A 26,031-nucleotide genomic window follows, 5' to 3' on the forward strand; every position below is an offset into this window, starting at 1 on the left:
GGCGGGAGCTCAGGAGGCGGTGCGGGCCGGGCCCGTCAGCAGCTCGGCGAGCAGATCGCCCAGCACCTCGCGCTGGTCGTCGTCCAACGGGGCCAGGACGTCCTCCACCGCCGCGCGGCGGGCGTCCCGCAGGGCGCGCAATGTGGAGCGGCCCTGGTCGGTGAGCTCTATGCGGATCACCCGGCGGTTGGACGGGTCCGGCACCCGGCGCACCGCCCCATTGGTCTCCAGGGCGTCGACCAGCGTCGTCACCGCCCGGGGCACGACCTCCAGGTGCTCGGCCAGGTCCGCCATGCGCGGCGGTGCTTCGTAGTGCGCCACGGTGCGGAGCAGGCGCGACTGGGCGGGCGTGATGCCGACCGGGTCCAGATATCGCTTCTGCGCGCGATGGAGCCTGCGGGTCAGCCTCAGCAGTTGCTCGGCGAGCTGGCCGGACGTGTCGGGGGCCGTCATGATCGCAATGTTATCAGGACAGCTTGCATTGTGAGTATAGGTAACAGTGAGCTATGCTCTGTTCGGAGCCGGGCGGGTCATGACGTATGAGCCACCTGGCACCGTTCCGGCGTCACCGTGCCGTCCGCCTCCCGGACCCGACCTCGCTGAAGGAGCCCATGCCTCACGACGCACTGGATTGGACACCACCTCCCGCAGACCCGGAGCGGCCCGCGCAGGTGCGGCGCATCCTCCGTCTCTTCCACCCGTACCGCGGCCGGCTCGCGCTCGTCGCGCTGCTGGTCGCCGCCTCGTCGCTCGTCACCGTCGCCTCGCCGTTCATGCTGCGCGCGGTCCTCGACGTCGCCATCCCGCAGGGCCGTATGGGCCTGCTGAGTCTGCTGGCCCTCGGCATGATCGCCGCGGCCGTCGTCAACAGCGTCTTCGGCGTGCTCCAGACCCTGATCTCCACCACCGTCGGCCAGCGCGTGATGCACGATCTGCGCACCGCGGTCTACGGACGGCTCCAGGGCATGCCGCTGGCGTTCTTCACCCGGACCCGCACCGGCGAGGTGCAGTCCCGCATCGCCAACGACATCGGCGGGATGCAGGCCACCGTCACCTCCACCGCGACCTCACTCGTCTCCAACCTGACCAGCGTCATCGCCACCGTCGTCGCGATGATCGCCCTGGACTGGCGGCTGACCGTCGTCTCCCTGCTCCTGCTGCCGGTCTTCGTCTGGATAGGCCGGCGCGTGGGCAACGAGCGCAAGAGGATCACCGCCGAACGGCAGACCCAGATGGCCGTCATGGCCGCCATGGTCACCGAATCGCTCTCCGTCAGCGGCATCCTGCTCGGCCGCACCATGGGCCGGGCCGACTCCCTCACCAAGGCCTTCACCGAGGAGTCCGAGCGGCTCGTCGAGCTGGAAGTACGCACCAATATGGCGGGACGCTGGCGCATGTCCACCATCGGCGTCGTCATGGCCGCCATGCCCGCCCTCATCTACTGGGCGGCCGGCATCGCCCTGCGGACCGGCGGACCGGACATCTCCCTCGGCACGCTCGTGGCCTTCGTCTCCCTCCAGCAGGGGCTCTTCAGACCCACCGTCGCGCTGCTGTCCACCGGCGTGCAGGTGCAGACCTCCGTCGCCCTCTTCCAGCGGATCTTCGAATACCTCGACCTGCCCGTGGAGATCGCCGAGCCCACGCACCCGGTGCGCCTGAAGAAGATCCGCGGCGAGGTCGCCTTCGAGAACGTCTCCTTCTCCTACGGCCCCGGCAGCGCGGCCCTCAGCGGCATCGACCTCGTCATCCCCGCCGGCGGCAGCCTGGCCGTCGTCGGCCCCACCGGTTCGGGCAAGAGCACCCTGAGCTATCTCGTGCCCCGCCTCTACGACGTCACCGGCGGACGCGTCCTCATCGACGGGGAGGACGTGCGCGACCTCGACTTCGACACCCTCGCCCGGGCCGTCGGCGTCGTCTCCCAGGAGACCTACCTCTTCCACGCCTCCGTCGCCGACAACCTCCGCTTCGCCAAGCCCGACGCCACGGACGAGGAGATCAGAGCCGCCGCCGAGGCCGCCCAGATCCACGACTACGTCGCCTCCCTGCCCGACGGCTACGACACCCTGGTCGGCGAGCGCGGCTACCGCTTCTCCGGAGGCGAGAAACAGCGCCTCGCCATCGCCCGTACGATCCTCCGCGACCCGCCCGTGCTCATCCTCGACGAGGCGACCAGCGCTCTGGACACCCACACCGAACACGCCGTCCAGCAGGCCCTCGACACCCTCTCCGCGGGACGTACGACGATCACCATCGCGCACCGGCTCTCCACGGTCCGCCACGCCGACCAGATCATCGTCCTCGACGGCGGCAGGATCACCGAGCGCGGCACCCACCAGGAACTCCTCGCCGACGACGGGCGCTACGCCGCGCTGGTCCGGCGCGACATCCCCCTCGTGGCCAAGGTCTGACCCCGCGCGCGGGGCGGGAGGCCGGGTCCTGGCCCGGCCCAGCCGGCCCGCCCGGCCGCGTGCCACCCCGCCGCCGGGACCTCAGAGCGACCCGAGCGGCACGGCACCGGCCATCACCCGGTACCCCGCGTCATTGGGGTGCTTGTGATCCCCGCTGTCGTACGCGGGGTCAAGCGTCTCGGTGTCGTCCGGTGCGGACAGGGCCACGGCGAAATCGGCCACCGCGTCGAAGACCCCGGACGTGCGGATCCACTCATTGACCGCGACGCGCTTCGCCTCGGCCCGCGGCGTGTGGTACTCGGCGCCCTTGAACGGCAGGACCGTCCCTCCGATCACCTTGACGCCACGCCGGTGCGCCCGCTCGACGAGCTCGCGGTATCCGGCCGTCAGCTCGGCCACCGACACCTGCGGGTTGGGCCGGTAGGTGGGCAGATCCACCTCGCTGAACCCGATGTCGTTGAGTCCGACGAGGACGATCACCGAGCGGACGCCGGGCTTGTCGAGGACGTCCCGGTCGAAGCGGGCCGGCGCCCGCTCGCCGTACCACGGCGAGTCGTTGAGCAGCAGATTTCCGCCGATGCCCGCGTTGAGTACGGCCCAGGAGTGGCCGGCGGACCGGAGCCGCTCGGCGAGCGCGTCCGGGTAGCGCCGATCGGCGCCGACGGTCGAGCCGAAGCCGTCGGTGAGGGAGTCGCCGAAGGCCACCACCGTCCCGGAGGCACCGGAGACAGGGGCGTCACCGCCCGTCAGCTCCACATCGGAGAGGTAGTACCACGAGTGGGTCCGCCCGGCGAAGCCCTCGGCACCGGCGTCGGCGGTCCGGTCGCCGGACGCCCTGAAGCATGTGGCATAGGCCTGCGCGTGGAAGGTCGCCGGTCCCGTCGGGCCCCCGAAGTAGAGGGTCACCGTGACCGAGGACAGCGGCTCGACCGGCAACTCCGCCAGGTCGCTCACCACCTCGCCACCCGCCGGTATCACCACCGACGGCGCCCCGTCGAAGGTCAGCGGCCGCAAGGTGCCGGGCCGGACGGCGGCCCCCTCACCGGCCAGGGCGAGAGACGCGGCGTCCACGGTCAACGGCCCCGTGCCATAGCGGTTCGACAGCCGGATCCGGGCCCCGGAGCCGCCGTCCGTCACCCGGACGACCTGACGTACCGACTGGCGGTCGAAGCCGGTCTCCGCCCAGTTCTCCTCGAAGCCGCTGCTGGGCCGCTGCACCGGGGCCGACCAGCCCGCCCGCCACCGGGTCCCCGTGTCCGCTCCGCCCGTCGTCCCGGCCCGTGCCGCCGTGTCGAGCCCCGCTGTCCACGCAACCATGGGTCGTCCCCCTTCTGGATGGGTCCGCCGGTTCCCCGGCGATCTTCCGCTTCGGGACAGAGCCTGCCGCCCCGGGACCGACCCGCCCAGCCCCCGGCTTCGCGTACGCACGGGGTGCCTACCACCGGCAGGGTCACCTTCGACGGGTGCCCGGTTCCTCCGGCTCGCCGAACTCCGCGCGGATCGCGGCCGTGTGCTCCCCGAGCGCGGGCACCGCGCCCATCACCGCCTCCCGACCCGTCACTGCCACCGGAGGCAGCAGCCCGCGCAGCGGACCGGCGGGCGAGCCGAACTCCCGCCATCTGTCCCGCGCCGCCAGCTGGGGGTGCGCGGCGAACTCGGCGACCGTGCGCAGCCGGGCCGCCGCGATGCCCGCCGCGTCGAGCAGGGCGAGGACGCCCTCGGCCGTGTGCCCGGCGAAGCACTCCTCGATGACGGCCGTCAGCTGCTCGTCATGGGTGTGGCGCAGCGGATTGTCCGCGAAGCGCGGATCGTCCGCCAACTCCGGGCGCCGTAACACCCGTTCGCACAGGGTCCGCCACTCGCGGTCGTTCTGCACGCTGAGGAAGACCCGGGCGCCGTCGCCGCACCGGTAGTGGCCGTAGGGGGAGATGGACGGGTGCCGGGCCCCGGTGCGGGCCAGGGGCGGCCCGTCGTACGCCTCCGCGTAGTACGGCTGCCCCATCCACTCGGCCAGGGCGTCGAAGAGGGAGAGGGACAGGGCCGAGCCCTCGCCGGTGCGTTCGCGTTCGTACAGGGCGGTCAGGATGCCCGTGAAGGCGTACATCCCTCCGGCGATGTCGGCGACGGATATCCCGGGCCGGGCGGGGGAGTCCGGGCTTCCGGTGAGTGAGACGAGTCCGGCCTCGCACTGCACCAGCAGGTCGTAGGCCTTGCGGTCATGGTACGGGCCGGTCGTGCCGTAGCCGGAGACGTCGCAGGTGATCAGGCGGGGATGACGGGCCCGCAGGGGGCCGGGGGCCAGGCCCAGCCGGTCGGCGGCGCCGGGGCCGAGGTTCTGCACGAAGACGTCGGCGCGGGCGAGGAGCCGGTCGAGCAGTGCCCGGTCCGTGGCGTCCTTGAGGTCCAGGACCACGCTCTCCTTGCCCCGGTTGACCCAGACGAAGTAGGCGGAGAGGCCCTTCACCCGGCGGTCGTAGTCCCGGGCGAAGTCGCCGCGACCGGGGCGTTCGACCTTGATGACCCGGGCTCCCAGGTCGGCGAGCTGACGGGTGGCGAAAGGGGCCGCGACGGCCTGTTCGAGGGCGACGACCGTGATGCCGCGCAGGGGTGGTTCCGGCACGGTTCCTCCTTGGGAACGAACACGGTTGAAACGAGCACGGTTGATAAGGGTGGGCGTAAGGGTGGGTGCTGTCAGGAGGGCGGTTCCGGGCCCTCGACGAGGATCACTTCCAGAGCGCGCGGGCCGTGGACACCCTCGACGCGGTCCAGTTCGATGTCGCTCGTCGCCGACGGGCCCGAGATCCAGGTCAGGGGCCGGACGGGGGAGAGGCGTTCCAGGGCCCGCGGCACCGAGTCCACCACCTGCCCGGGTGCCCGGACCACGCACAGGTGGTGGTCGGGCACGAGGGTGATGCGGCGGCGGCCCTGGTCCGGGCCCGCATCGAGGACCAGGGTGCCGGTCTCGGCGATCGCCAGCGCGCACCCGGTGACCACGCTGTCCATGGCGTCCAGGTCACGGGCCGTCAGCCCCGGACCGTCCACGACCCGTTCGGCAGTCGCCTCGGCCAGCCAGCCGTCCGGCAGACCGGCCGGTACGACGACCCGGCGGGCGCCGCGGCGGCGCAGCAGCTCCGCGAGCAGGGCGGGCAGCCCGGCCGGGTCCGTGCGGTGCACGACGGCCCGGTAGTCCGCCAGCCGCGCGGCGAGCAGGTCGACGGACTCGGCGGGTGTCCGTTCGCCGTGCGTCCGCAGATAATCCCGGGGAACCGGGTGATCGTCGGGGCGCTCGTAGCGCGGCACATCGGCCAGTGCGCGCCGTACGCGCCCCAGGACGCGCGCCCTGCTCGGGGAGTGCGCCGGGTCGCCGGTCATGGCCGCCGCTCTCCCCGGGTACGGGCCCACCAGTCGCGGAAGGACTCCTCGGGCACCTCCGGCAGTTCGCGGGTGTCCGACCAGGCGCGGCCCGGGCCCGGCAGCCGCCGGGGGTGGGCGCGGCGCGTCCGGGCGGCGAGTCGCTGGGCCCGCCGCAGCGCGGCCGGGTGGTCGAAGGCCCAGCCGGCCGCGCGCATCGCGGCGCGCTCCAGGGCGTGGCGCTTCGCGGGCCTGATGACGGTGCGGTTGCCGCGGACGGTGACGGGGCCGCCCTCCACCACCCGTTCCCGCAGATGGACCAGGACCTCCGGGATGTCGATGGCCACCGGGCACACCTCGTAGCAGGCGCCGCACAGGGACGAGGCGAAGGGGAGCGACTCCTCCAGCGGTGAGACGAGGCCGCGCAGTTGTGGAGTGAGGATCGCGCCGATGGGCCCGGGGTAGGGCGAACCGTAGGCGTGGCCGCCGGCGCGCTCGTAGACCGGGCAGACGTTGAGACAGGCCGAGCAGCGGATGCAGCGCAGGGCCTGGCGCCCGACCTCGTCGGCGAGGGTGTCGGTGCGGCCGTTGTCGAGCAGCACGAGGTGGAAGTCGCGGGGGCCGTCCTCGGCCGTGGTGCCCGTCCACATCGAGGTGTAGGGGTTCATGCGCTCGGCGGTGGAGGAGCGCGGCAGCAGCTGGAGGTAGATCTCCAGATCCCGCCAGGTCGGTACGGTCTTCTCGATTCCGACCACGGAAATCAGGGTTTCGGGGAGCGTGAGGCACATACGGCCGTTGCCTTCGGACTCGACGACGACCAGGGTGCCGGTCTCGGCCACCATGAAGTTGGCGCCGGAGATGCCGACCTTGCACCGCAGGAACTTCTCGCGCAGGTGGAGCCGCGCGGCCTCGGCGAGGTCGGCGGGCCGGTCGGTGAGCCCTTCGGGGGCCGGGCGGCCCCAGTCGGCCATCCGGTCGCGGAAGATGTCGCGGATCTCCCGGCGGCCGCGGTGGATCGCCGGGACGAGGATGTGGGAGGGCAGGTCGTCGCCGAGCTGGACGATGAGCTCGGCGAGGTCGGTCTCGTAGGCGCGGATGCCCGCCTGTTCCAGGGCGGCGTTGAGGCCGGTCTCCTGGGTGACCATGGACTTGACCTTGACGACCTCGCGCTCGCCGGTGGCCCGTACGAGCTCGGTGACGATGCGGTTCGCCTCGTCGGCGTCGGCCGCCCAGTGGACCGTGCCCCCGGCGCGGGTGACGTTCTCCTCCAGCCGCAGCAGATAGTGGTCCAGGTGGCGCAGCGTGCGGTCCTTGACGGCCGCTCCGGCCGCCCGTAGCTGCTCCCAGTCCTCCAGTTCGGCCACGGCGGCGGTCCGTTTGGCGCGGATGGTGTGCGTGGCGTGCCGGAGGTTGGCGCGCAGCGTGCCGTCCCGGGTCGATTCGGCGGCGGCGCGGGGGAAGGCGGGCATGCCCAGATACGTACGGCTCATGGCACGACTCCGTCCGTGGAGGCCAGGATCTCCGCCAGGTGGAGGGCGCGCACGGGGGAGCCGTCCCGGGCGAGGGTGCCGCCGATGTGGAGCAGGCAGGAGTTGTCGGCCGCGCAGACCGTCGCGGCGCCGGTCCGGTCGATCGCCCGTGCCTTGTCGGCGCCCATGGCGGCGGAGACGGCCGCGTTCTTGACCGCGAACGTGCCGCCGAAGCCGCAGCACTCGTCGGCGCCTTCGAGCTCGCGCAGTTCGAGTCCCTCGACGTGCTCCAGCAGCCGGCGCGGGCGGTCACGCAGGCCCAGTGCGCGCAGCCCGTGGCAGGTGGGGTGGTAGGTGACGGTGTGGGGGAAGCGGGCGCCGACGTCGACGACGCCCAGTACGTCCACCAGGAACTCGGTGAGTTCGTAGGTCCTGGGCGCCAGCCGCTCCACGGCGGCCCGCAGCCGCGCCGCGTCGGCGGGGCGCCCCTCGGCGGCCGCGCGGGCGGCGATCCGGGGGTAGGCGTCCCGGACCATCGCGGCGCACGAGGCGGAGGGGGTGACGACGTACTCGTGGTCGGCGAACGCGGCAGCGGTGCGCAGGAGCAGCGGCTCGGTGCCGTGGCGGTAGCCCGTGTTGTACAGGGGCTGGCCGCAGCAGCTCTGCGCCGGCGGGAAGTCGACGCGCACGCCGAGCCGTTCGAGCAGTGTGACCACGGCCCGGCCGGTCTGCGGCCGCAGCGTGTCGTTGACGCAGGTGACGAACAGCCCTACGCGCATGACACCTCGGCCATCTCCTCGCGGTCGGTGACGCTCCGGCCAGTGATCGTCTTCGCCGCCTCATACTGCCGCAGCGAGCGCCCGCTGGGAAGAACCCGAAGAATCAGAAGAACCCGGGGAATCCGAAGATCCCGTCGTGTCCGGCAGGCCCTCCGCCAGGAGCTCCCCGATCTCGCGCACGGCGGCGCGCCCGGCGCGGTTGGCGCCGATGGTGCTCGCCGATGGGCCGTAGCCGACCAGGTGGACGCGGGGGTCGCGGAGCGCGCGTGTGCCCTCGACCCGGATGCCGCCGCCCGGTTCGCGCAGCCCCAGCGGGGCGAGGTGGCCGAGGGCCGCCCGGAATCCGGTGGCCCACAGGATGACGTCCGCGTCGACGGCCGTGCCGTCGGCCCAGGCGACACCGGTCGGTGTGACGCGGTCGAACATGGGCAGCCGGTCCAGGACTCCGGTCTTGCGGGCCCGTTCCATCGCGGCCGTCATCGGGAGGCCCGTCACCGACACGACGCTCCGCGGCGGGAGGCCCTCCCGTACCCGTCGCTCCACCATGGCGACGGCGTCGCGTCCGCGCGCCTCGTCGAAGGGGCCGTCGCGGAACACCGGCGGCCGGCGCGTCACCCAGGTCGTGGCGGCCGCCACCTCGGCGATCTCCAGCAGGTGCTGCACCGCCGAGGTGCCGCCGCCGACGACCACGACCCGCAGCCCGGCGAAGGCGTCCGGCCCGGGGTAGTCCGCGGTGTGCAGCTGACGGCCCCGGAAGCTTTTCTGGCCGGAGTAGCGGGGCCAGAAGGGCCGGTCCCAGGTGCCGGTCGCGTTGATCAGCGCACGGGCCGACCAGGTTCCTTCGGACGTCTCCACCCGCAGCCGTCCGCCGTCGCCCTCGCGTACCGCGCGCACCTCGACCGGCCGGCGCACGCGCAGGCCGAAGGCGCGCTCGTAGTCGGCGAAGTACCCGGCGATCACCTCCGAGGAGGGCCGGTCGTCGTCCGCGTCCGTCAGCTCCATGCCCGGCAGGGCGTGCATGCCGTGCACCTTGCCGTAGGTCAGGGTCGGCCAGCGGAACTGCCAGGCGCCGCCCGGGCGCGGCGACCGGTCCAGGACGACGAAGTCCCGCTCCGGCTCGTGTCCCGTGCGCCGCAGGTGGTAGGCGGCGGACAGGCCCGCCTGCCCGGCGCCCACGACCACGGCCTCGACGTCCCGCACCCCGATTTCGTTCATGTTTCTACTAACTATCGGAGTGGGCGATCCCTTCCCGGCGGGCACCGACCGGGGCTACCGGTACGACGGGGCGCGGTATCCGTACGAAGATGAGCGCATGAGCGATACCTTCCGCACCCATGTCCTGGAGATCACCACCGGCCGTTCCGAGCGCGTGTACGACCTCACCGACCACTGCGAGGCGTTCCTGCGCGAGGCGGCCGGGGGCCGCGACGGCCTGCTCAATGTGTTCGTGCCCCACGCGACCGCCGGTGTGGCGGTGCTGGAGACGGGTGCGGGCAGCGACGACGACCTGCTGGCCGCGCTGCGGGACCTGCTGCCCGCGGACGACCGCTGGCGGCACCGGCACGGCAGCAGGGGCCACGGCCGCGACCACGTGCTGCCGGCCCTGGTGCCGCCGCACGCGACCCTCCCGGTCATCGGCGGGCGGCTGGAGCTCGGAACCTGGCAGTCCGTGTGTCTGGTCGATACCAACGTGGACAATCCGGACCGCCAGGTGCGGCTGAGCTTCCTGGGCTGAGGATCAGTCCTTCTGCGCCGACTGCGGAAGCCGGCGCAGCTTCAGCGCGGTCTTCGTGCCGAAGGCCCAGTCGAGCATCCGCGCGGCGTCCGGGTAGCGGTTCGTGGGGTCGTTGAGGATGACGCCCACGACCGTGCGCTTGCCGCGCTGGGCGGCGAATACCAGGCACGGCCCGGCGGCCGTGCCGGTACCGGTCTTGATGCCGATCGCCCCCTGGTAGGACCCGAGCAGCTTGTTGGTGTTGTCCCAGTAGTAGGTGCGGTTGACGTTCACGGCCTTCTGGCGGGTGGCTGTCGTTCCGACCACCGTGGCGAACGTGCTGTTGGCCATCGCGTGCCGGGCCAGCGTGGCCGAGTCACGGGGCGTGGTGTAGTTGTCGCCCCCGGCCGATATGCCGTCGAACGAGTCGTACCGGGTGTTCCTCAGACCCAGGTCCTCGGCCGTCTTGTTCATCTTGGCAATGAACGACCGCGTGCGGGCGGCTTCGGTGTTGCCCATGCCGAAGGTGTCGGCGAGCGCGTACGCGGCGTCGCACCCGGAGGGGAGCATCAGCCCGTACAGCAGCTGACGTACGGTCAGGGTGTCGCCCGTCCGTAGATCGGCGGTGCTGGCACCGGTGCGGGCCACGTAGTCGCGGTACGACTGCTTGACGGTGACCTTCTTGCCGAGGTCGACGCCGCGCTTGTCCAGCACCGTGATGGCGGTCATGATCTTGGTGGTGCTGGCCATCTGCCGCCGGGTGTCGGCCTCCTTGCCCCACAGTGCGTGGTTCGCTCCGCTGTCGAGCAGGAATGCGCCCTTCGCGGCGATACCGGACGGGCCGCTCGCCGCCTGGGCGGTCGCCGTGGGCAGCGCGACGGCCAGCGCGATCGCCGAGGCGATCGCGGCCACGCACCGGCGACGGACGGATCTGCTCCTGAGTGGATCCATGGACGGACCTTTTCCTCGTGGATGGGGTATGGGCGTGCAGATAATCGCACCCACAACTCCACGGGGAGAAACGTGCGGGGAGACCGGGAAACGAGGCTTTCCTCAGCGGCCGCCGGAGCCGTCGAAGACCCACGCATAGGCCCGCGCGGCGTCGAACTCCGCCTGACCGCCCGGGAACAGCAGCCCCGCCGTGCCGAACGCCGGATCCGCGGCCACGGAGGGCGCGTACGGCACCCCCACGCACCGCATCCCCGCCCGGTGCGCCGCCTCGGCGCCCGGAGGCGCGTCCTCCACCACCACGCACTCACCGGGCTCCACGCCCAACCGCCGTGCCGCCTCCAGGAAGACGTCCGGCCCGGGCTTGCCGCGGGCCACCTCCTCGGCCGAGACCACCGCGGCGAAACGATCCGTCAGACCGACGCACTTCAGCACCGCTTCGATGGTCCGGAGCGAGGAACCGGACGCCACGGCCAGCGGTACCCCGGCCGCGTACAGCCGCTCCACATACGCCCGCATCCGGGGGAACGCCTCGGTGCGCGTGCCCGCCAGCTCCAGATACGCGTGGTTCGTCTCGGCGAGCAGCTCGTCCACGGGCACGCCGAGGCGGTACTCCCTACGCAGGGTCTCCAGCGTCTCGCGCGTGCCGATGCCGACGAACCGCAGGTGCTCGTCCCAGCCGAAGTCGCGCACACCGTGGCGGGCGAGCACGCCCCGGCCCGCCTCGAAATAGTTCGGCTCGCTGTCCACCAGCGTTCCGTCGAGATCGAAGATGACCGCGAGAGGCGAGGGCACGTCTGAAGTGATCACGCGCCCCAGCATGGCAGGAGCCCATGGAGCCCATGGAGCCCATGGAGCCCATGGAGCCCATGGAGCCCATGGAGCCCATGGAGCCCATGGAGCCCACGGGGCCCGACGGTCAGGTGGAGCGCTGCGCCGCCCGCCCCACCGATTCCACCAGCGGCACCATCCGGTACGGCACCCGCTCGCGCAGCACCATCTCGGTCCGCGTGCGCACCACGCCGGGCAGCTGCACCAGCCGCTGGATCACATCCTCCAGATGCGCCGGGTCCCGGGCGACGACGCGCGCCATCAGATCACCGCCGCCCGTTATCGAGAACGCCTCGATGATCTCCGGCACGTCGCCGAGGTCGTTCGCCACGCTGTCCAGATGGCCCTGGGTGACCTCAATGTGGACGAACGCCAGCACCGGGTGGCCCAGCGCGGCGGGGGAGAGACGGGGGCCGGTCCCGGTGATCACACCGTCGCGCTCCAGCCGGTCGAGCCGTGCCTGGAGCGTGCCGCGCGCGATCCCCAGCAGCCGCGCGTACTCCCGAGCGCTCGTCCGCGGCCGCTCCAGCAGCAGCCGCAGGATCCTGGCGTCCAGCGCGTCCACGGCCATGGGCCATCGGCTCCCTCGTGGTCGTTCGTCCCGGCCCGCACTGTACCAATGGCCCAGTCGCCGGGGGCGGAGCCGCTCGAACCCCCGGAACGCGGCCATTGGCCCTCTCATGGCGCAGCTACCCGGCGTTCTGCTGGGCCAATGGCTCAGTTTTTCTCGGCACTCTTGAGCCAACAGCCGAAGTGATGGTGTGATGTTCCGGTCGATGGCGCTGCGGATTCCCGCGGCGCCTTTTTCATGCCGGGTTTCCCCATGGCTCCGCGCCGGGATCCACGGCGGTTTCGCATCAGGTCGCATCAGTTCGCATCAGGGCGTCGAAGGGGCGGTAATCAGTGCTGAAGAGGGCGTTCGTGGCACCAGATCCGGGCCGGGCCAGGCTTCGGACCGCCACCCGCGCCGTGCTGGGCGTGGGCCTCGCGGTCACCGTCGTGGCACTGTCCGGGCTGCCGCTGACGGCCTCCATCACCGGTGGGCTCGCGGCACTGCTCGCGCTGTTCACGGTCGCCGACCCGACCGTCCGCCGCCAGACGGTCACCACCGCCCTGCTGCCCGCCGTCGGCCTGCCCGTCCTCGCGCTGGCGACGGCCCTCCACGGGCTGCCGCTCCTCCGTGACGCGGCCTTCCTCGCCGTCGTCTTCTGCGGGGTGTACGCCCGCCGCTGGGGCCCCCGGGGCAACGCCCTCGGGATCTTCGGCTTCATGATGTTCTTCGCGACGCAGTTCCTCCACGCCGTCCCCGCCCAGCTGCCGCACCTTTACGCGGCGGTGCTCCTGGGCCTGGCGGCCGCCGGCGGCGTCCGCTTCCTGGCCTGGCCCCTCGAGCGGCGCACCCCGCCGCCCGCCGCCCCGGCACCCCTCGCCGTCCGGGGCCTCGCGCGCGCCACCACCCGGCAGGCCTTCCAGGCCGCCCTCGCCTGCGGCCTGGCCCTCGCCGTCGGCCAGCTGGTCTCCCAGGAGCGCTGGTACTGGGCCGTCGGCACGGCCTGGTGGATCTTCGTCAACACCGCCTCGCGCGGCGAGACCCTCGTCCGCGGCTTCCGCCGCGTCGTCGGCACCCTCGCGGGCATCGCCGCCGGCCTGCTCGTGGCCGTACCCCTGCACGGCGCGCCCGTGCCCACCGCCGCCCTGGTCGCCCTCTGCGTCTTCGGGATCTTCTACACCGCCGCCCCCTCCTACAGCTGGATGATGTTCTTCGTGACCGTCATGGCCGGCCTGCTGTACGGGCTCCTCGGCGTGCTCCACCCAGGCCTGCTGGCACTGCGCTTCGAACAGACCCTCGTGGGCGCGGCGGGCGCGGTCGTCGCCGTCGCCGTCGTCCTGCCCGTCACCACGCACGCCGCCACCGACGCCTGGATCCAGCGGTCCCTGCTGGCCGTGCGCCACTGCACCGCCGATTCCGCGCGCCGGCTGGCCGGCGACGAGACGGCCGACCCCGCCCCGCACGTCGCCGAACTGGAGCTCCTCCTGACCAAGGTGCGGGTCTCCCTCGCCCCGCTGCTCCACCCGCTCAGCCCGCTGCGGGCACGTCGCGAGCGGGCCCTGGCGGTCCTCGCCCACCTCGACGACTGCGCCCGGCAGGCCCGCGGCCTGGCGGAGGTCGCCGCCGATCCGGCCGCCTCCCACGACGCCCGGCTGACCGCCGCCTGCGACCGCGTCGAATCCGCGCTGCTGGCCCTGGCCGCCCCCGGCGAGACGCCCTTGGCCACGGCCGGGCCCGGCGCCGACCCGCACCACCACCCCGGCGCCGAGACCGCCCTCGCCCACCTGCGCGACCTGGAGGCGTCCCTCGCCTCGCTGGCCGCGCCGCTGCGGGAAGGCGCGCGCGGGGTCTTCGCCCCCGCCGCCTGAGCGGCCCCGCCCCCGGGCCCTCCCCGACGTGCGGAGCCCCGGGCAGGCGGCGCGCCGGACGGGGAACCGGCCGGTCGAGGCGTTGTCAGTGCCGCCGTGTAGCGTCGGAGCCACTGACAGTGATCCAGCGCTCGACGGGCCACGACGGACCCGGCGGGCCGCGAGGGGGAGGACGGCATGGCGAACGGCAGCGAAGGACCCCGGCGCCGGTGGGCGTACATCGGCTCGTTCACCGAGGCGGGCGGCGCCGGCCTGACCGTCGCCGAGGTCGACGCCGTGACGGGCGCGCTCAGACCCGTCCACACCACCGACGCGGTCGTGAACCCGTCGTACCTCGCGCTCTCCCCCGGGGGCGACGTGCTCTACGCGGTCAGCGAGACCGACGAGGGAGCCGTCGCCGCGTTCTCCCTCGCGGATCCCGCGCGGCCCGCGCTCCTGGGCCCGCCCGTTCCCGTCCGGGGCGACGGGCCCACCCACCTCGCCACCGCCGGCCCGTGGCTGCTCACCGCCAATTACGGCTCCGGCAGCGTCAGCGCGCTGCCCGTCCGCATGGGCGGAGCCCTGGGCGCCCCCTCGGCGGTGTTCCCGCACCAGGGCGGCGGCCCGGTGCCGGACCGTCAGGCCGGCCCGCACGCGCACGCGGTGGTGCCCGACCCCAGCGGGCGCTGGCTGCTCGCGACCGACCTGGGCACGGACTCGGTGTGGATCTACGGGACCGACCCCGTCACCGGCGCCCCCGGCCCGCACGGGGAGGCCCGGCTGCGCCCAGGCAGCGGCCCCCGGCATCTGGTCTTCCATCCGCGTGGTGACCGCGCCTATGTCCTCAACGAGCTGGAGCCGACCGTCACCGTCTGCCGCTGGGACGGGGCCGCGGGGACGCTCGAGCCCTTGGGCGAGACGCGTGTCGTACCGGCCGGGACGGAGGGGCCGACGTATCCGTCCGCGCCCGTGATCTCCGCCGACGGCCGCTTCCTGTGGGCGGCCAACCGGGGCCACGACAGCGTCGCCACGCTCTCCCTCGACCCTGCCGGCGACGAGCTCGTGCTGCTCGGCACCGTCGGCTGCGGCGGGCACTGGCCCCGCGACCTGGCCGCCGGCCCGGACGGACGGGTGCTGTACGTGGCCAACGAGCGCTCCGGGGACGTCACCTGGTTCGCCGTCGACCCGGACACGGGCATACCGGCGCGGACGGGCTCGACCGTGATCGCGGCGGCGTCCTGCGTGGTTTTCGCCTGAGCCCCGGTCTCCTTCGCCCCGGCAGCGCGGGGCGCGGGGCCGAAAACGCCGGGAGGGGCCTCCGGCAGCGGAGGCCCCTCCCGTGGCGGTACGGACGGCCGGGTTACCGGGCGGCCGGGGCGCCCTGCGCCGCCGGCAGCGTGATGCCGAGCGCGGCCGCGTACGTGGCGAGGACGAGCTTGCCTACCGACGGGTACTCACCCAGCGGCTCGGCGGCGGCGCAGCCGGCCTCCTTCGCCGCCATGGCCGTGAGGGTCTCGTCGACCTCGGGGCCGATGAGGCACGGGGCCAGCGCCAGGTTCCGGGAGCCGGAGGAGCGCAGCTGGTCGGCGGCGCGGGCGACGGCGCCGTCCTCGTCCAGCGCGGCGGGCAGCACCGGCACCGCGAGACGGGCGGAGAGCAGCATGCCGGTGATGCCGGCGGACTGCACGGCCTCCTCGCCGCCGACCGTCGCCAGGACGATGCCGTCAGCGGCCGTTGTGACTGTGAACAGTCGGGCGCGGTCGGCGCGGGCCAGCCCGGCCTCCGAGAGGCGGACGTGCAGGGCCTCCGCGAGCAGCGGGTGCGGGCCGAGCGCGTCGGTGAGCTCGCTGGCGCAGCCGCTGTTCAGTACGGCCTGGCGTATGCGGCGGACGACGGCGCTGTCCGGCCCCGCCAGCAGCGGCACGACGACGGCGTCGGGCGCCTGCGCCCAGACGGCGGCGCCCTCCGGGCCCTCGGCGGCCTCGGCCTCGGCCATGCGGGCGTCGCGCTGGGCGGAGGCGTGGCCGAGGACGGCGTCCAGGGCGGGGAAGCCGTCACCGGCGTCGCCGCTCTCGGCGACGTCCACGTAGCCGATGCGCGCGTCGAGGCCCGGAAGCTCCGAGCGGGCGATGCTCAGCAGCTCCTCGGCGAGACGGTGCGTGGTGATGTCGGGCGTCCCGGGCACGGCGAGTACCAGCGGGGGAGCGCCCGCCGGAGCAGCCGCGGGCTCCGGCCGCCGGTGCCGCCCGGGCTGACGGGGGCGCGGCATTCGTACTGGCAGGCCCGGCGTGGGCCCTGTGGGGGAGCTCATGGCGTTGCATGCTAGCCGTTCATACGACTCGTCCGTTTGGGTGGGGGTAAATGATCAAGGTCTGTCCGGCTTTATTCGCCGACTCATCCGTTGGGTGCGGATGTGATCAGCGAACGACGCGCAGCAGCGCGCCGTCCACCGGCAGTGCGAGGGTGTCCTCCGCCAGTGCCGTGGCCACGCGCAACGCCCCCGTGAGGGGGTCGCCCTGGGAGGTCGTCAGTCGGGCTTGCGGAAGTTGCTTTTGCAATTCCTCCTGGACGGGGGAGAGCAGAGCCTCGCCCATACGGAACAGCCCACCCGTCAGCGCCACCTCGGGTGCCGCCCCCGGGCCGGTTGACAACGGACCCATCGCCGACGGGCACGCCGCCGCGGCCGCCGCGGCGAGGTGGCGCGCGGCCTCCCGCAGGATGCCCGCCGCGACCGGGTCGTCCGCCGCGCAGCGTCCCACCTCGGGGGCGAAGGAGGCCAGGACGGCGGGCCGGTCCGGCCGGGGGTAGAGCTTTCCGGGCAGTCCGCACGCCGGGCCGAAGACCGCCTCCAGACGGGCCAGCAGCGCCGGTGATCCGCCGACGCGCCCGTCGAACGCGCGCATCGCCGCTTCCATCCCGGCCCGTCCGATCCAGGCGCCGCCACCGCAGTCGCCCAGCAGATGGCCCCAGCCGTCGGCGCGCCGCCAGCGGCCCTCCGGGCCGAGGGAGGTGCCGAGCGCGATCACGCCCGTTCCGGCGGCGACGACCACACCCGGGCGCTGCCCCAGCGCGCCCGCGTAGGCGGTCACGGCGTCGCTGGCCAGCGCCAGCCGCCGGGCGCCGAGTTCGGCGCGCAGCACTCCGGGCAGTACGGCGTGGAGGTCGTCGCCCAGGGTCGCCATGCCGGCGGCCCCCACGCACACGGCGTCGCAGCCCGGCGACCCGGCCTCGTGGAGCAGCCGCCGGGCGGCGGGCAGCACCCGGTCGAGCAGGTCCGGCGCGTCGATGCCGCGCTCGCCCGTGCCGACCGGCACGGGCGAGGACCAGGTCAGCGCGGAGCCGTCGCCATCGGCCGGGGCGAGGGCCACCCGCAGGCCCGAGCCGCCCGAGTCGACGCCCAGGACCGTGCCCGCTCTGCCCCTGCCCGCCGTGCCGGTACGAAGCGACATGGCGCGCACCCTATCGCCCGGGCCCGGCCCCGTGTCAGGGCAGTCAGGGCAGTCGCCAGTCGACCGGCGCCATGCCCTGCCGGTCGAGCAGGTCGTTGGTCCGGCTGAACGGGCGCGAGCCGAAGAAGCCGCGGTCCGCCGACATGGGGGAGGGGTGCGCCGACTCCACGCACGGCACCCCGCCCAGCAGCGGCCGCAGATTGCGGGCGTCGCGCCCCCAGAGCACCGCCACCATCGGCTTGCCCCGGGACACCAGCGCCCGGATCGCCTGCTCGGTGACCTCCTCCCACCCCTTGCCCCGGTGGGCGGCGGGCTTGCGCGGGGCGGTGGTCAGCGCCCTGTTGAGCAGCAGCACCCCCTGCCGGGTCCACGGGGTGAGGTCGCCGTTGGACGGCCGGGGCAGCCCGATGTCCGTGTGCAGCTCACGGAATATGTTCTCCAGGCTGCCCGGGAGCGGGCGCACCTCCGGGGCTACGGAGAAGCTGAGGCCGACGGCGTGGCCGGGCGTGGGATAGGGGTCCTGACCCACGATCAGTACTCTGACGTCGTCGAACGGCTGCTGGAAGGCGCGCAGCACATTCGCGCCCGACGGCAGGTAGGTCCGGCCCGCCGCGATCTCGGCGCGCAGGAAGTCGCCCATGGCGGCGATCCGCCCGGCCACCGGCTCGAGCGCCTTGGCCCAGCCCGGTTCGACGATTTCGTTCAAGGGTCTCGCAGCCACGGCTGCCGTGCCTCCCTGTCCTTGTATACGGACTGTCCTCGCAACGGTGTCGCCGCATACGGACGGTGTCGCTGTGTCGACGCTGTCGCGGTGGACACTGGTGCGTGAGGCAAAGATCGTACGCGAGACGGGGCCGCCGCCCGGTGGGGACGCCGGGACGGGGAGCGCGGACCGGCCGGTGCGACGGCGCCACGCGTCCTGCGGATTCACCCGCCGCGGTGCCCGGGGCCCATCACCGGCTTGTCATCCTTTATGACTTAACCTCGGGCGGGCCTTGACGGGACTTCCCCGTCCGACAGGCGGCCGGGCCCCGGGGAATGTAAGCAGGAAGCATGCGCCTTCAGCACCGCCTGCCGGACCCCGGTGAGTCGTGGCGCCCCAGCCGCACGCTGATCGCGGTGCCGCTGGGGCTGATCGGCCTGATCACGGCGATGGACCTGCTGACCGCGCCCAACATCCACCTCGGCCCCCTGCTGGTCGTGGCCCCCACGATCACCGCGGTGTTCGCCGGCCCCCGGCTCACCGCCCTCATCGGCGCCCTCGCCGTGGCCGCCCAGATCATCATCGGCATCTTCCACGGCGGGCTGTGGACGTCCAACCATCAGGCGCAGATCATCGCGCTCGTGGTGATCACCCTGTTCGTCGTGATCTTCCGCTCCGTCCACGAGGGCCGCGAGAGGGCGCTCAGCCAGGCCCGCTGGGTGGCCGACGTCGCCCAGAAGGTCCTGCTCAGGCCGCTGCCGGCCCACCTGGGCCCGCTGCGGATCGCGTCGGTGTACATCGCGGCGGAGGCCGGGGCGCAGATCGGCGGCGACCTCTACGCGGCCGTACGCACCCCCCGGGGCGCCCGCGTGATGATCGGCGACGTACGGGGCAAGGGGCTTACGGCGGTCGGCGACGCGGCCCTGCTGCTCGGCGCCTACCGCGCGGCCGCCCACCGCGATCCGCCGCTGCCCCGGCTGGTGGCACACCTCCAGAACGCCATCTACTCGGAGCCCGAGGAGCTCACCGGCGACGCCTCGGCCGGGGAACGGTTCGTCACGGCCGCGGTCCTGGACATCCCCGACGACGAGCAGGTGGTCCGGCTCATCAATTGCGGCCACCCGCCGCCGATCCTGTTGCGCGACGGCGAGCCGACGGAACTGGCGGTACGGGACCCCGCCCTCCCCCTCGGGGTGGACGGCCGCGTCACCGAGGACGACTACGAGGCCGAGACCTTCCCCTACCGGGACGGCGACCTCCTGCTGCTCTACACGGACGGGGTCATCGAGACCCGTGACGCCGACGGCGTCTTCTACCCCCTCGCCGACCGGCTCCGGGCGTGGCGGGAAACCGATCCCCAGCGGCTCGCCCAGCGGCTGCACGGCGATCTGGTCGCCCACGCGGGCGGCTTCCTGGGCGACGACGTCGCCCTCGTCGCCATCGAACGCCAGTCCGCCCGGACGGCCCGTCGGCACGTTCCGCATGCCCCGCACGCCAGTCCGCCCGAACGGCCCGTGTGACGGTCCACCTGGGCGTTCCACGCGACGGCCCGTACGACGGCGTCCGCCCGGCAGCATTCGCCCCGACGCCCCGACGCCCCGCTCCACCGTCCCCCCGGCGAAGCGCCGCGAGACGTCAGTTCACCGGTGTCCCGCTGGTCGAGCGCGCCGCTGTCAGCAAGCCCTCCCAGTCCGGGATCTTCACGGTGCCCCGGCCCAGCCGCCGCCCCAGCGCGGCCTCGGCCGCCTCGATGCCCAGCCAGCCCGGCCACTCCACCGGCTCCCCGCCGGCCGCGCGCAGCGCGGTGAGGGGGTCCTCGGCCGGCCGGCGTGCCAGGAGGGCCCGGGCGTCGGAGAGCAGCGCGCCCACGGTTTCCTTGGCGCAGGGGCGGTTGGTGCCGATGACCCCGGTCGGCCCGCGTTTGATCCAGCCCGCGACGTACTCGCCCGGCGAGTACGCCTCGTCCCGCAGCACGCGCCCCTGGTCGTGGGGGACGGTGCCGCGCTCCGGGTCGAACGGCAGGCCGGGGATGGGCACTCCGCGATAGCCCACCGAGCGCAGGACCAGCCGCGCCTCGATCTCCTCGAACCGCCCGGTGCCCACGACGCCGCCGTTGCCGTCCGGCGCCGTCCGCTCGAAGCGCACCGCCCGTACGGCATCGTCACCCAGCAGGGCGACAGGCCGCAGGAAGAACCGCAGCCGGATCCGCCGCAGCCCGTCCGCCTCCGGCCGCCCGGACCACTCCCGTAGCACCTCCACATTGCGGCGGGCGGCCGCGGGCAGCGCGGAGGGGTCGGCCCACGCGGGGTCCAGCGCGGCCTCGTCGGCCCGTACGTGCGCCCCGGCACCCGGCAGGGCGCCCAGTTCGCGCAGCTCCTTGGTGGTGAACCGGGCGTGGGCCGGGCCCCGCCGGCCCACCATGTGGATCTCCCGCACCCGGCTGGCGGCGAGCGCGGCCAGGGCCGCGTCCGGCACGTCGGTGGGCCGTAGGTCGTCCGCGCGGCGCGCCAGCACCCGCGCCACGTCGACGGCCACGTTGCCGACGCCGATGACGACGGCGGAGCGCGCCTCCAGCGCGAACCCGCCGGGCGCGGCGTCGGGGTGGGCGCTGTACCAGGAGACGAAATCGGTCGCCGAGAAGCTGCCCGGCAGGTCCTCGCCGGGGATGCCCAGCCGCCGGTCGGTGGCCGCGCCCACGCAGTAGACCACCGCGTGGTAGAGCTCCAGCAGCCGACGCGGCGTCACCTCGCCCGGGCCGTTCCCCACCGAGACATTGCCGAGGAAGGTCACCCCGGGCAGCTCCAGCGCGGTGCGGAGGTTGTTCTGAAGCGACTTGATCTTCTCGTGGTCCGGGGCGACGCCGTAGCGCACCAGCCCGTACGGGCAGGGGAGCCGGTCGAGCACGTCGACCCTGACTCCCGGCACCGTGTGCTGCTCCACCAGGGACTGAGCCGTGTAGACACCGCTCGGTCCCGATCCGACGACTGCGACGCGAAGCACAGGGGCTCCTTCCCGCGGGTGCGTCCAGGATCCCATCGAAGGCCGTGTCACGGCAGGGGCAGAAGGGCCACACGGGTGCGATCGGATGCGATCCCCGACGCCGGGAGTCCGTCAGACGCCCGGGGCCGGCGGCGGTTCGCCGGGCGGGAAGCCGAGCTCCCACGCGAGCGCGTACCGCTGGAACAGCTCCGCGCGCAGCCGCTCGGCGGGCATCGGCGCCCCCGGCAGCAGGATCGCCACGACCGAGCCCATCAACAGGGCGCGCAGCAGGCGGTAGTCGGTCTCCGGGTCGGCGGAGCCGTAGCGGGCCATGGTGTCGCGGAGCAGGGCGGCGAGGCGTTGCTGCTCGGGGCACTGGATGAAGCCCTCGGCGGTAAGGATGCCCGCCATGTGGGTGCGCATCAGCCTGGGCCGGTCCCGGGCGAGCCCCAGGACCGCGTCGATCGCGCGGGCCAGCAGGTCGTGCCCCTCGCGCGTGCGCGGCTCGCGCTCCAGGAAGGCGGCGAGTTCCAGGTGCATCAGCCGGTGCACGGCGGACTGGAGCAGCTGCCGCTTGCCGGGGAAGTAATAGGAGACCAGCCCGCGCGCCGTGCCCGCCCGGTCCGCGATGTCCGCGAGGGTCGTCGCCTCGTAGCCCCGCTCGTCGACGAGTTCGACGGTCGCCCGCAGCAGGCGCTCGATGGAGCGGCGGCGCAGTTCCTCGTTGACCGCCGGGCTGCGCGGAGACATTGCTTTTAACTCCTGCGTTGACTGGCTCCGAGCCAATATACTCAGGGGGTGGCCGGCTGTCCCTCCCGGCGGGCGGGACAGCGGCTCGTCCGCTGGTGTCCGGGTCATGCGGGGGATGATCCGGGCATCAGCGCTCGCGCGCGTCCGGCCGTCAGCCCGAGAGCTCCCCGGCGTGCGGGGCGAGGACGCCCACGCCGACGAGGGCGAAGAGCAGCAGCCCCAGCAGGATGCGGTAGATCACGAACGGCATGAAGCTCCTGCTCGAAATGAACCTCATGAACCATGCGATGACGGTGTATCCGACGACGAACGCGACGAGCGTCGCCAAGAGCGTCGGCCCCCACGCCGTGTGCCCGTCGCCCGCGTCCTTGAGCTCGAAGAGCCCCGAGGCGAGCACCGCGGGCACGGCCAGCAGGAAGGAGTACCGGGCCGCCGCCTCGCGGGTGTAGCCGATGAGTAGACCGCCGCTGATCGTGGCGCCCGCCCGGGAGACGCCCGGGACCAGGGCCATGGCCTGGCAGAAGCCGAAGACCAGGCCGTCCTTGACGTCGAGCTCCGCCAGCCCCTTGCGCGTGCGTACGGCCCGGTGGCGGCCGCCCGTCGCGTCGCGGGCCGCCAGCCGGTCGGCGACGCCCAGTACGACGCCCATCACCACGAGGGTCGTCGCGATCAGCCGGAGGTCCCGGAACGGGCCCGCGATGGCGTCCTTGAGCAGCAGCCCCAGCACGCCGATCGGGAGCGAGCCGACGATCACCAGCCAGCCCATCGTCGCGTCGTGGTCACGGCGGGCGCGGGCCCGGCGGTCGGTGAGCGAGCGGAACCACGCGGAGACGATGCGCGCGGTGTCCCGGCGGAAGTAGATGAGGACGGCGGCCTCGGTGCCTATCTGGGTGATCGCGGTGAACGCCGCGCCGGGGTCCGGCCAGTCCGCGAAGGCGGCGGTCAGCCGCAGATGGGCACTGGAGGAGATCGGCAGGAACTCGGTCAGTCCCTGTACGAGCCCGAGGACGAGGGATTCGAACCAGCTCATGAAGTCTGCGCCATCCATAGCGGTGGTCGTGGCGTGGCCCGGAACGGTCCGCGCCGACGCGCCGCCTTGATCCGGTGGGATGGTCGCAGAATGTCACGTTAGATCGAACTGGTGTCTGGCGTACGGGAGTTCGTGGCGACAATTCACTCACTGGACGGCCGGGCGTCACCGGCGGTCCGCCCGCCCTGGCGCTCGTCCCGGCGCCCGCCCCGCCGCCAGGCGACGAAGACCGCCGCCAGCCCCGTGATGGCCAGGAAGCCCGCCGCGCCGAGGAACACGGGGGACGTGGGGGACGCCGCGCGACTGCCCGCTATGACGTAGGCGGCGGTGTTGGGCGCGCTGCCCAGGGCGGTGGCCAGCAGAAAGGGCGCCCAGCCCATCCGGGAGACCGCGGCGCAGTAGTTCACGCCGGCGAACGGCAGCCCCGGGAAGAGCCGGAGCGCCAGCATCGAACGGAAGCCGTGGAGGCTCAGCTGCCGGTCGGCGGCCGTGAGCCACCGTCCCCGTACCAGCGGCCGCAGGGCATCCTGCCCCAGCAGCCGGCCCAGCCCGAAGGAGAGCGCCGAGCCCAGCACCGTCCCCACCACGGCCGCCGTCGTGCCGAGCGGCGCGCCGAAGAGGGCGCCCGCCGCCAGGCTCAGCACCGGGCGCGGGACGAACGCCGCCGTGCACAGCCCGTACGCGCCGGCGAAGAGCACCAGTGCCGCCGCCCCGCCCGACAGCCGGTCCGGCCAGCCGCCCGTGAGCAGGCGCTCCGGATGGAGGAGCAGCACGGCCACGACGGCCCCGCCGACCAGCGCGACGAGCAGCCCCAGCCGGGCCCGCGGGGACAGCAGCACACGGGCGCGGCGCTCGGCGGGGCCGGGGGGCGGCGCTGCGGTATCGAGCATCGAAGGAGCGTAACCGACGTGGCCGTATGGACGGTGTGATCTCGGTGAGAAGGCGCAGGGGAAAAGCATTCGACGGGCCCGGGGCCGTGCGCGAGCATCGCGCTTGGGGGGCCGTGGGCCAGTGCGGTCGGGCCCGGGGACGGGCCACGGCGCCGCCACGACGCCGCCCCGTCCACCCAGCCCGGAGAGATCCGGAGCGCTTCCGCCAGAGCCCGGAGAGAAGGAGCCATGACCCAGCAGGCCTATGCGCGCACCAAGCCGCATCTCAACATCGGCACCATGGGCCACCTCGACCACGGCAAGACCACACTCACCCGCGCCATCGCCGTGTGTCTCGGCCGTACCCCCACGCGACGGTTCCCGTCCGGCCCCACGGTCGCCACCGCGCACGTCGCCTATGAGACGGACACCCGTCACTACGCCCACGCCGACCTGCCCGGAAACCCCCGTTTCACCGGGAACATGCTGTCGGGGACCGCCGGGCTCGACGGCGCGATCCTCGTCGTCTCGGCGCTGGAGGGCGTCCGGCCGCAGACCGCGGAGCATCTGCTCCTCGCCCGCCGCGCCGGCGTGGAGCACTTCGTCGTCGCCCTCACCAAGGCCGAGGCCGCCCGGCCCGAGCGCGCCGACGCCGTCGAGGCGGACGTCCGGCGGCTGCTCACCGCGCGGGGCGGCAACGGCCGCCGCACCCCCGTCGTCCGGGTGTCCGCGCTGGGCGCGCTGCGGGGCGAGCCGCGCTGGACCGCCTCGATCGAAGCCCTGCTCGACGCCGTCGACACCTGCCTCCCCACCCCGGTCCGCTACACGGACGCGCCTTTCCTGCTGCCGGTGGAGCGCGTCCTGATCGTGCCCCGGCGCGGGACCGTCGTCACCGGCACCGTCGAGCGCGGCACCGTCCGCCCGCGCGACGTCGTCGAGCTGCCCGAGGGGTACGGCCTCACCCATGTCCTGGGCATGGAGACCTTCGGCCACAGCATGGAGGTCGCCCAGGCGGGTGACAGCGTGGCGCTGCTGCTGCGCGGCTTGCAGGGGCACGAGGTACGGCGCGGGGACGTGGTCGCCGCGCCGGGCAGCGCCACCGTGCACCGGCGCTTCACCGCCCGGGCGCGGCTGCTGACGGCGGCCGAGGGCGGCCGGCGCACCCCGGTCCGCACCGGCTTCCGGGCCCGCTTCCATCTGCGGACCGCCGAGGTCACCGGGGAGATCGGCCTCGGGCCGCGCGACAGCGCCGGCCCCGGCGGGAGCACGGCTCTGACGGTCGGGCTGGACCGCCCGCTCCCGGTGCGGGCCGGGCTGCCCTTCGCGATCCGTGAGGGCGGCCGCACCATCGGCACCGGCACGGTGACGGCCGTAGCGGCGTGAGCGGGCGCCCGGCCACCCGCTCAGCGGTCGGGAGGGGTCGGGAAGGGGGAAGAATGGGGGAGTGGACGAACCGATACCCGTGACCCGCGAGGTCGACCATGGCACCGCCAAACTCATGCCCGACGTGGACCGCGCGCGGGCCTGGCTGCTGACCATGGACGGCGCCCCCCAGTCGTACGTCGACCTCGACGACCCCACCCACCTCGAATTCGAGTACGCGCGCCGGATCGCCCACGTCCTCGACACCGTCGCCGAGCCGGGCAGCCCGTTGACGCTGCTGCACCTCGGCGGCGGGGCCCTCACCCTGCCCCGCTACGCCGCCGCGACCCGCCCCGGCTCGCGCCAGCGGGTCGTCGAGGCGGACCGTGGCCTGATCGAGCTGGTCTCCGAACACCTGCCGCTGCCCGACGGGTCGGGGATCGAGGTGTTCGCCGGGGACGCCCGGGCCGTGCTGGAGGAGGCGCCGGCCGGCTCCGCCGACATGATCATCGGCGATGTCTTCGGCGGCTCCCGGGTGCCCGCGCACCTCACGTCCCTGGAGTACGCGCGTAGCGTCGAGCGGGTGCTGCGGCCGGACGGCCATTACGTGGCGAACCTCGCCGACGGCGCGCCCTTCGGCTTCCTGCGCGCCCAGGTGGCCACGTTCGCGGCCGTCTTCGAGCACCTGTGCCTGATCGCGGAGGCCCCGATGCTGCGCGGCCGCCGGTTCGGCAACGCCGTCCTGGTCGCCGCGCACCGGGAGCCGCCGCTCGCCGACCTCGCCCGCCGCACCGCCTCCGATGTTTTCCCGGCGCGGGTGGAGCACGGGGCGGCCCTGGAACGGTTCGCCCGGGGCGCGGTGCCGGTGCGCGACGCGGACGCGGTGGCCTCGCCGGAACCGCCGGGCGGGGCGTTCACGGTCGGCTGAGTTCACGGTCGGCTGAGCGCGTACGAGCCGTACGGCCCGTACGCGCTCCCGGGGCAGGGCGCGT

24 protein-coding genes are annotated in these 26,031 nt (G+C 73.8%); 7 read left to right on the forward strand and 17 right to left on the reverse strand.

The window, feature by feature from the left end:
• Positions 1 to 9: 9 nt before the first annotated feature.
• Entirely contained in the window at positions 10 to 453 is a 444-nt protein-coding gene (locus RM609_RS18435) for a MarR family winged helix-turn-helix transcriptional regulator (protein WP_311612234.1), read from the reverse strand.
• Positions 454 to 611: 158 nt separating this feature from the next.
• Between RM609_RS18435 and RM609_RS18440 the strand changes: the two genes are divergently transcribed.
• Complete coding sequence (locus RM609_RS18440; protein ID WP_311612236.1) at positions 612 to 2,408, forward strand: ABC transporter ATP-binding protein; 1,797 nt, start codon at positions 612 to 614, stop codon at positions 2,406 to 2,408.
• Between the two features lie 81 nt (positions 2,409 to 2,489).
• Here the strand turns inward: RM609_RS18440 and RM609_RS18445 are convergent, their stop codons facing one another.
• The 6 genes from RM609_RS18445 to RM609_RS18470 all read right to left on the reverse strand — a co-directional run bounded on the left by RM609_RS18445 (position 2,490) and on the right by RM609_RS18470 (position 9,222).
• Positions 2,490 to 3,725, reverse strand: a complete 1,236-nt coding sequence (locus RM609_RS18445; RefSeq protein ID WP_311612238.1) for an SGNH/GDSL hydrolase family protein — start codon at positions 3,723 to 3,725, stop codon at positions 2,490 to 2,492.
• Positions 3,726 to 3,858: 133 nt separating this feature from the next.
• Entirely contained in the window at positions 3,859 to 5,028 is a 1,170-nt protein-coding gene (locus RM609_RS18450; RefSeq protein ID WP_311612240.1) for a CaiB/BaiF CoA transferase family protein, read from the reverse strand.
• A gap of 71 nt (positions 5,029 to 5,099) precedes the next feature.
• The gene (locus RM609_RS18455) at positions 5,100 to 5,780 is read right to left on the reverse strand and encodes a LutC/YkgG family protein (RefSeq protein WP_311612242.1); all 681 of its coding nucleotides are present in this window, start codon (positions 5,778 to 5,780) and stop codon (positions 5,100 to 5,102) included.
• A complete protein-coding gene (locus RM609_RS18460; protein WP_311612243.1) occupies positions 5,777 to 7,249 on the reverse strand; it encodes a lactate utilization protein B in 1,473 nt (490 codons plus the stop codon). Before RM609_RS18460 ends, RM609_RS18455 begins: the two co-directional genes overlap by 4 nt.
• The gene (locus RM609_RS18465; RefSeq protein ID WP_311612244.1) at positions 7,246 to 8,007 is read right to left on the reverse strand and encodes a (Fe-S)-binding protein; all 762 of its coding nucleotides are present in this window, start codon (positions 8,005 to 8,007) and stop codon (positions 7,246 to 7,248) included. The genes RM609_RS18460 and RM609_RS18465 overlap by 4 nt, the downstream gene beginning before the upstream one ends.
• 60 nt (positions 8,008 to 8,067) lie before the next feature.
• Complete coding sequence (locus tag RM609_RS18470; RefSeq protein ID WP_311612245.1) at positions 8,068 to 9,222, reverse strand: NAD(P)-binding domain-containing protein; 1,155 nt, start codon at positions 9,220 to 9,222, stop codon at positions 8,068 to 8,070.
• A 97-nt stretch (positions 9,223 to 9,319) separates the two neighbouring features.
• Here RM609_RS18470 and RM609_RS18475 point away from each other — a divergent pair, with 97 nt between their 5' ends.
• Positions 9,320 to 9,742, forward strand: a complete 423-nt coding sequence (locus tag RM609_RS18475) for a secondary thiamine-phosphate synthase enzyme YjbQ (protein ID WP_311612246.1) — start codon at positions 9,320 to 9,322, stop codon at positions 9,740 to 9,742.
• A 3-nt stretch (positions 9,743 to 9,745) separates the two neighbouring features.
• Here the strand turns inward: RM609_RS18475 and RM609_RS18480 are convergent, their stop codons facing one another.
• The 3 genes from RM609_RS18480 to RM609_RS18490 all read right to left on the reverse strand — a co-directional run bounded on the left by RM609_RS18480 (position 9,746) and on the right by RM609_RS18490 (position 12,071).
• Positions 9,746 to 10,672 carry a D-alanyl-D-alanine carboxypeptidase family protein gene (locus tag RM609_RS18480; protein ID WP_311612247.1) on the reverse strand — a complete coding sequence of 309 codons (927 nt, stop codon included), beginning with the start codon at positions 10,670 to 10,672 and terminating at the stop codon, positions 9,746 to 9,748.
• Positions 10,673 to 10,774: 102 nt separating this feature from the next.
• On the reverse strand, positions 10,775 to 11,491 hold the full coding sequence (locus RM609_RS18485) for an HAD family hydrolase (protein ID WP_311612249.1): 717 nt from the start codon (positions 11,489 to 11,491) through the stop codon (positions 10,775 to 10,777).
• 97 nt (positions 11,492 to 11,588) lie between these two features.
• Positions 11,589 to 12,071 carry an Lrp/AsnC family transcriptional regulator gene (locus RM609_RS18490; RefSeq protein WP_311612250.1) on the reverse strand — a complete coding sequence of 161 codons (483 nt, stop codon included), beginning with the start codon at positions 12,069 to 12,071 and terminating at the stop codon, positions 11,589 to 11,591.
• 350 nt (positions 12,072 to 12,421) lie between these two features.
• Between RM609_RS18490 and RM609_RS18495 the strand changes: the two genes are divergently transcribed.
• Both RM609_RS18495 and RM609_RS18500 read left to right on the forward strand, forming a co-directional pair.
• Positions 12,422 to 13,918, forward strand: coding sequence for an FUSC family protein (locus RM609_RS18495; RefSeq protein ID WP_311612251.1), 1,497 nt, complete (start codon positions 12,422 to 12,424; stop codon positions 13,916 to 13,918).
• Positions 13,919 to 14,095: 177 nt separating this feature from the next.
• Positions 14,096 to 15,154: a lactonase family protein gene (locus tag RM609_RS18500; RefSeq protein WP_311612253.1), complete on the forward strand. Its 1,059-nt coding sequence runs from the start codon at positions 14,096 to 14,098 to the stop codon at positions 15,152 to 15,154.
• Between the two features lie 103 nt (positions 15,155 to 15,257).
• Here the strand turns inward: RM609_RS18500 and RM609_RS18505 are convergent, their stop codons facing one another.
• From RM609_RS18505 to RM609_RS18515, 3 genes are all read right to left on the reverse strand, one after another.
• A complete protein-coding gene (locus tag RM609_RS18505) occupies positions 15,258 to 16,208 on the reverse strand; it encodes a sirohydrochlorin chelatase (protein ID WP_311612254.1) in 951 nt (316 codons plus the stop codon).
• 106 nt (positions 16,209 to 16,314) lie between these two features.
• Positions 16,315 to 17,346, reverse strand: a complete 1,032-nt coding sequence (locus RM609_RS18510; RefSeq protein ID WP_311612255.1) for an N-acetylglucosamine kinase — start codon at positions 17,344 to 17,346, stop codon at positions 16,315 to 16,317.
• 43 nt (positions 17,347 to 17,389) lie between these two features.
• Positions 17,390 to 18,067: a uracil-DNA glycosylase gene (locus tag RM609_RS18515; protein ID WP_311612256.1), complete on the reverse strand. Its 678-nt coding sequence runs from the start codon at positions 18,065 to 18,067 to the stop codon at positions 17,390 to 17,392.
• Between the two features lie 332 nt (positions 18,068 to 18,399).
• Here RM609_RS18515 and RM609_RS18520 point away from each other — a divergent pair, with 332 nt between their 5' ends.
• Entirely contained in the window at positions 18,400 to 19,569 is a 1,170-nt protein-coding gene (locus RM609_RS18520; RefSeq protein WP_311612257.1) for a PP2C family protein-serine/threonine phosphatase, read from the forward strand.
• Between the two features lie 115 nt (positions 19,570 to 19,684).
• Here RM609_RS18520 and RM609_RS18525 read toward each other — a convergent pair whose 3' ends face one another.
• The 4 genes from RM609_RS18525 to RM609_RS18540 all read right to left on the reverse strand — a co-directional run bounded on the left by RM609_RS18525 (position 19,685) and on the right by RM609_RS18540 (position 23,698).
• Entirely contained in the window at positions 19,685 to 21,049 is a 1,365-nt protein-coding gene (locus RM609_RS18525; RefSeq protein ID WP_311612258.1) for an FAD-dependent oxidoreductase, read from the reverse strand.
• A 111-nt stretch (positions 21,050 to 21,160) separates the two neighbouring features.
• Positions 21,161 to 21,778, reverse strand: a complete 618-nt coding sequence (locus RM609_RS18530; RefSeq protein WP_311612260.1) for a TetR/AcrR family transcriptional regulator — start codon at positions 21,776 to 21,778, stop codon at positions 21,161 to 21,163.
• 151 nt (positions 21,779 to 21,929) lie between these two features.
• On the reverse strand, positions 21,930 to 22,808 hold the full coding sequence (locus tag RM609_RS18535) for an undecaprenyl-diphosphate phosphatase (protein ID WP_311612262.1): 879 nt from the start codon (positions 22,806 to 22,808) through the stop codon (positions 21,930 to 21,932).
• A 143-nt stretch (positions 22,809 to 22,951) separates the two neighbouring features.
• The gene (locus RM609_RS18540) at positions 22,952 to 23,698 is read right to left on the reverse strand and encodes a TVP38/TMEM64 family protein (RefSeq protein ID WP_311612263.1); all 747 of its coding nucleotides are present in this window, start codon (positions 23,696 to 23,698) and stop codon (positions 22,952 to 22,954) included.
• Positions 23,699 to 23,926: 228 nt separating this feature from the next.
• Here RM609_RS18540 and RM609_RS18545 point away from each other — a divergent pair, with 228 nt between their 5' ends.
• Both RM609_RS18545 and RM609_RS18550 read left to right on the forward strand, forming a co-directional pair.
• Positions 23,927 to 25,060, forward strand: a complete 1,134-nt coding sequence (locus RM609_RS18545; RefSeq protein WP_311612264.1) for a GTP-binding protein — start codon at positions 23,927 to 23,929, stop codon at positions 25,058 to 25,060.
• A gap of 61 nt (positions 25,061 to 25,121) precedes the next feature.
• Positions 25,122 to 25,967: a spermidine synthase gene (locus RM609_RS18550; protein ID WP_311612266.1), complete on the forward strand. Its 846-nt coding sequence runs from the start codon at positions 25,122 to 25,124 to the stop codon at positions 25,965 to 25,967.
• Positions 25,968 to 26,031 lie beyond the last annotated feature (64 nt).

This window comes from Streptomyces hesseae (assembly GCF_031845785.1).
GTDB classification, from domain to species: domain Bacteria; phylum Actinomycetota; class Actinomycetes; order Streptomycetales; family Streptomycetaceae; genus Streptomyces; species Streptomyces hesseae.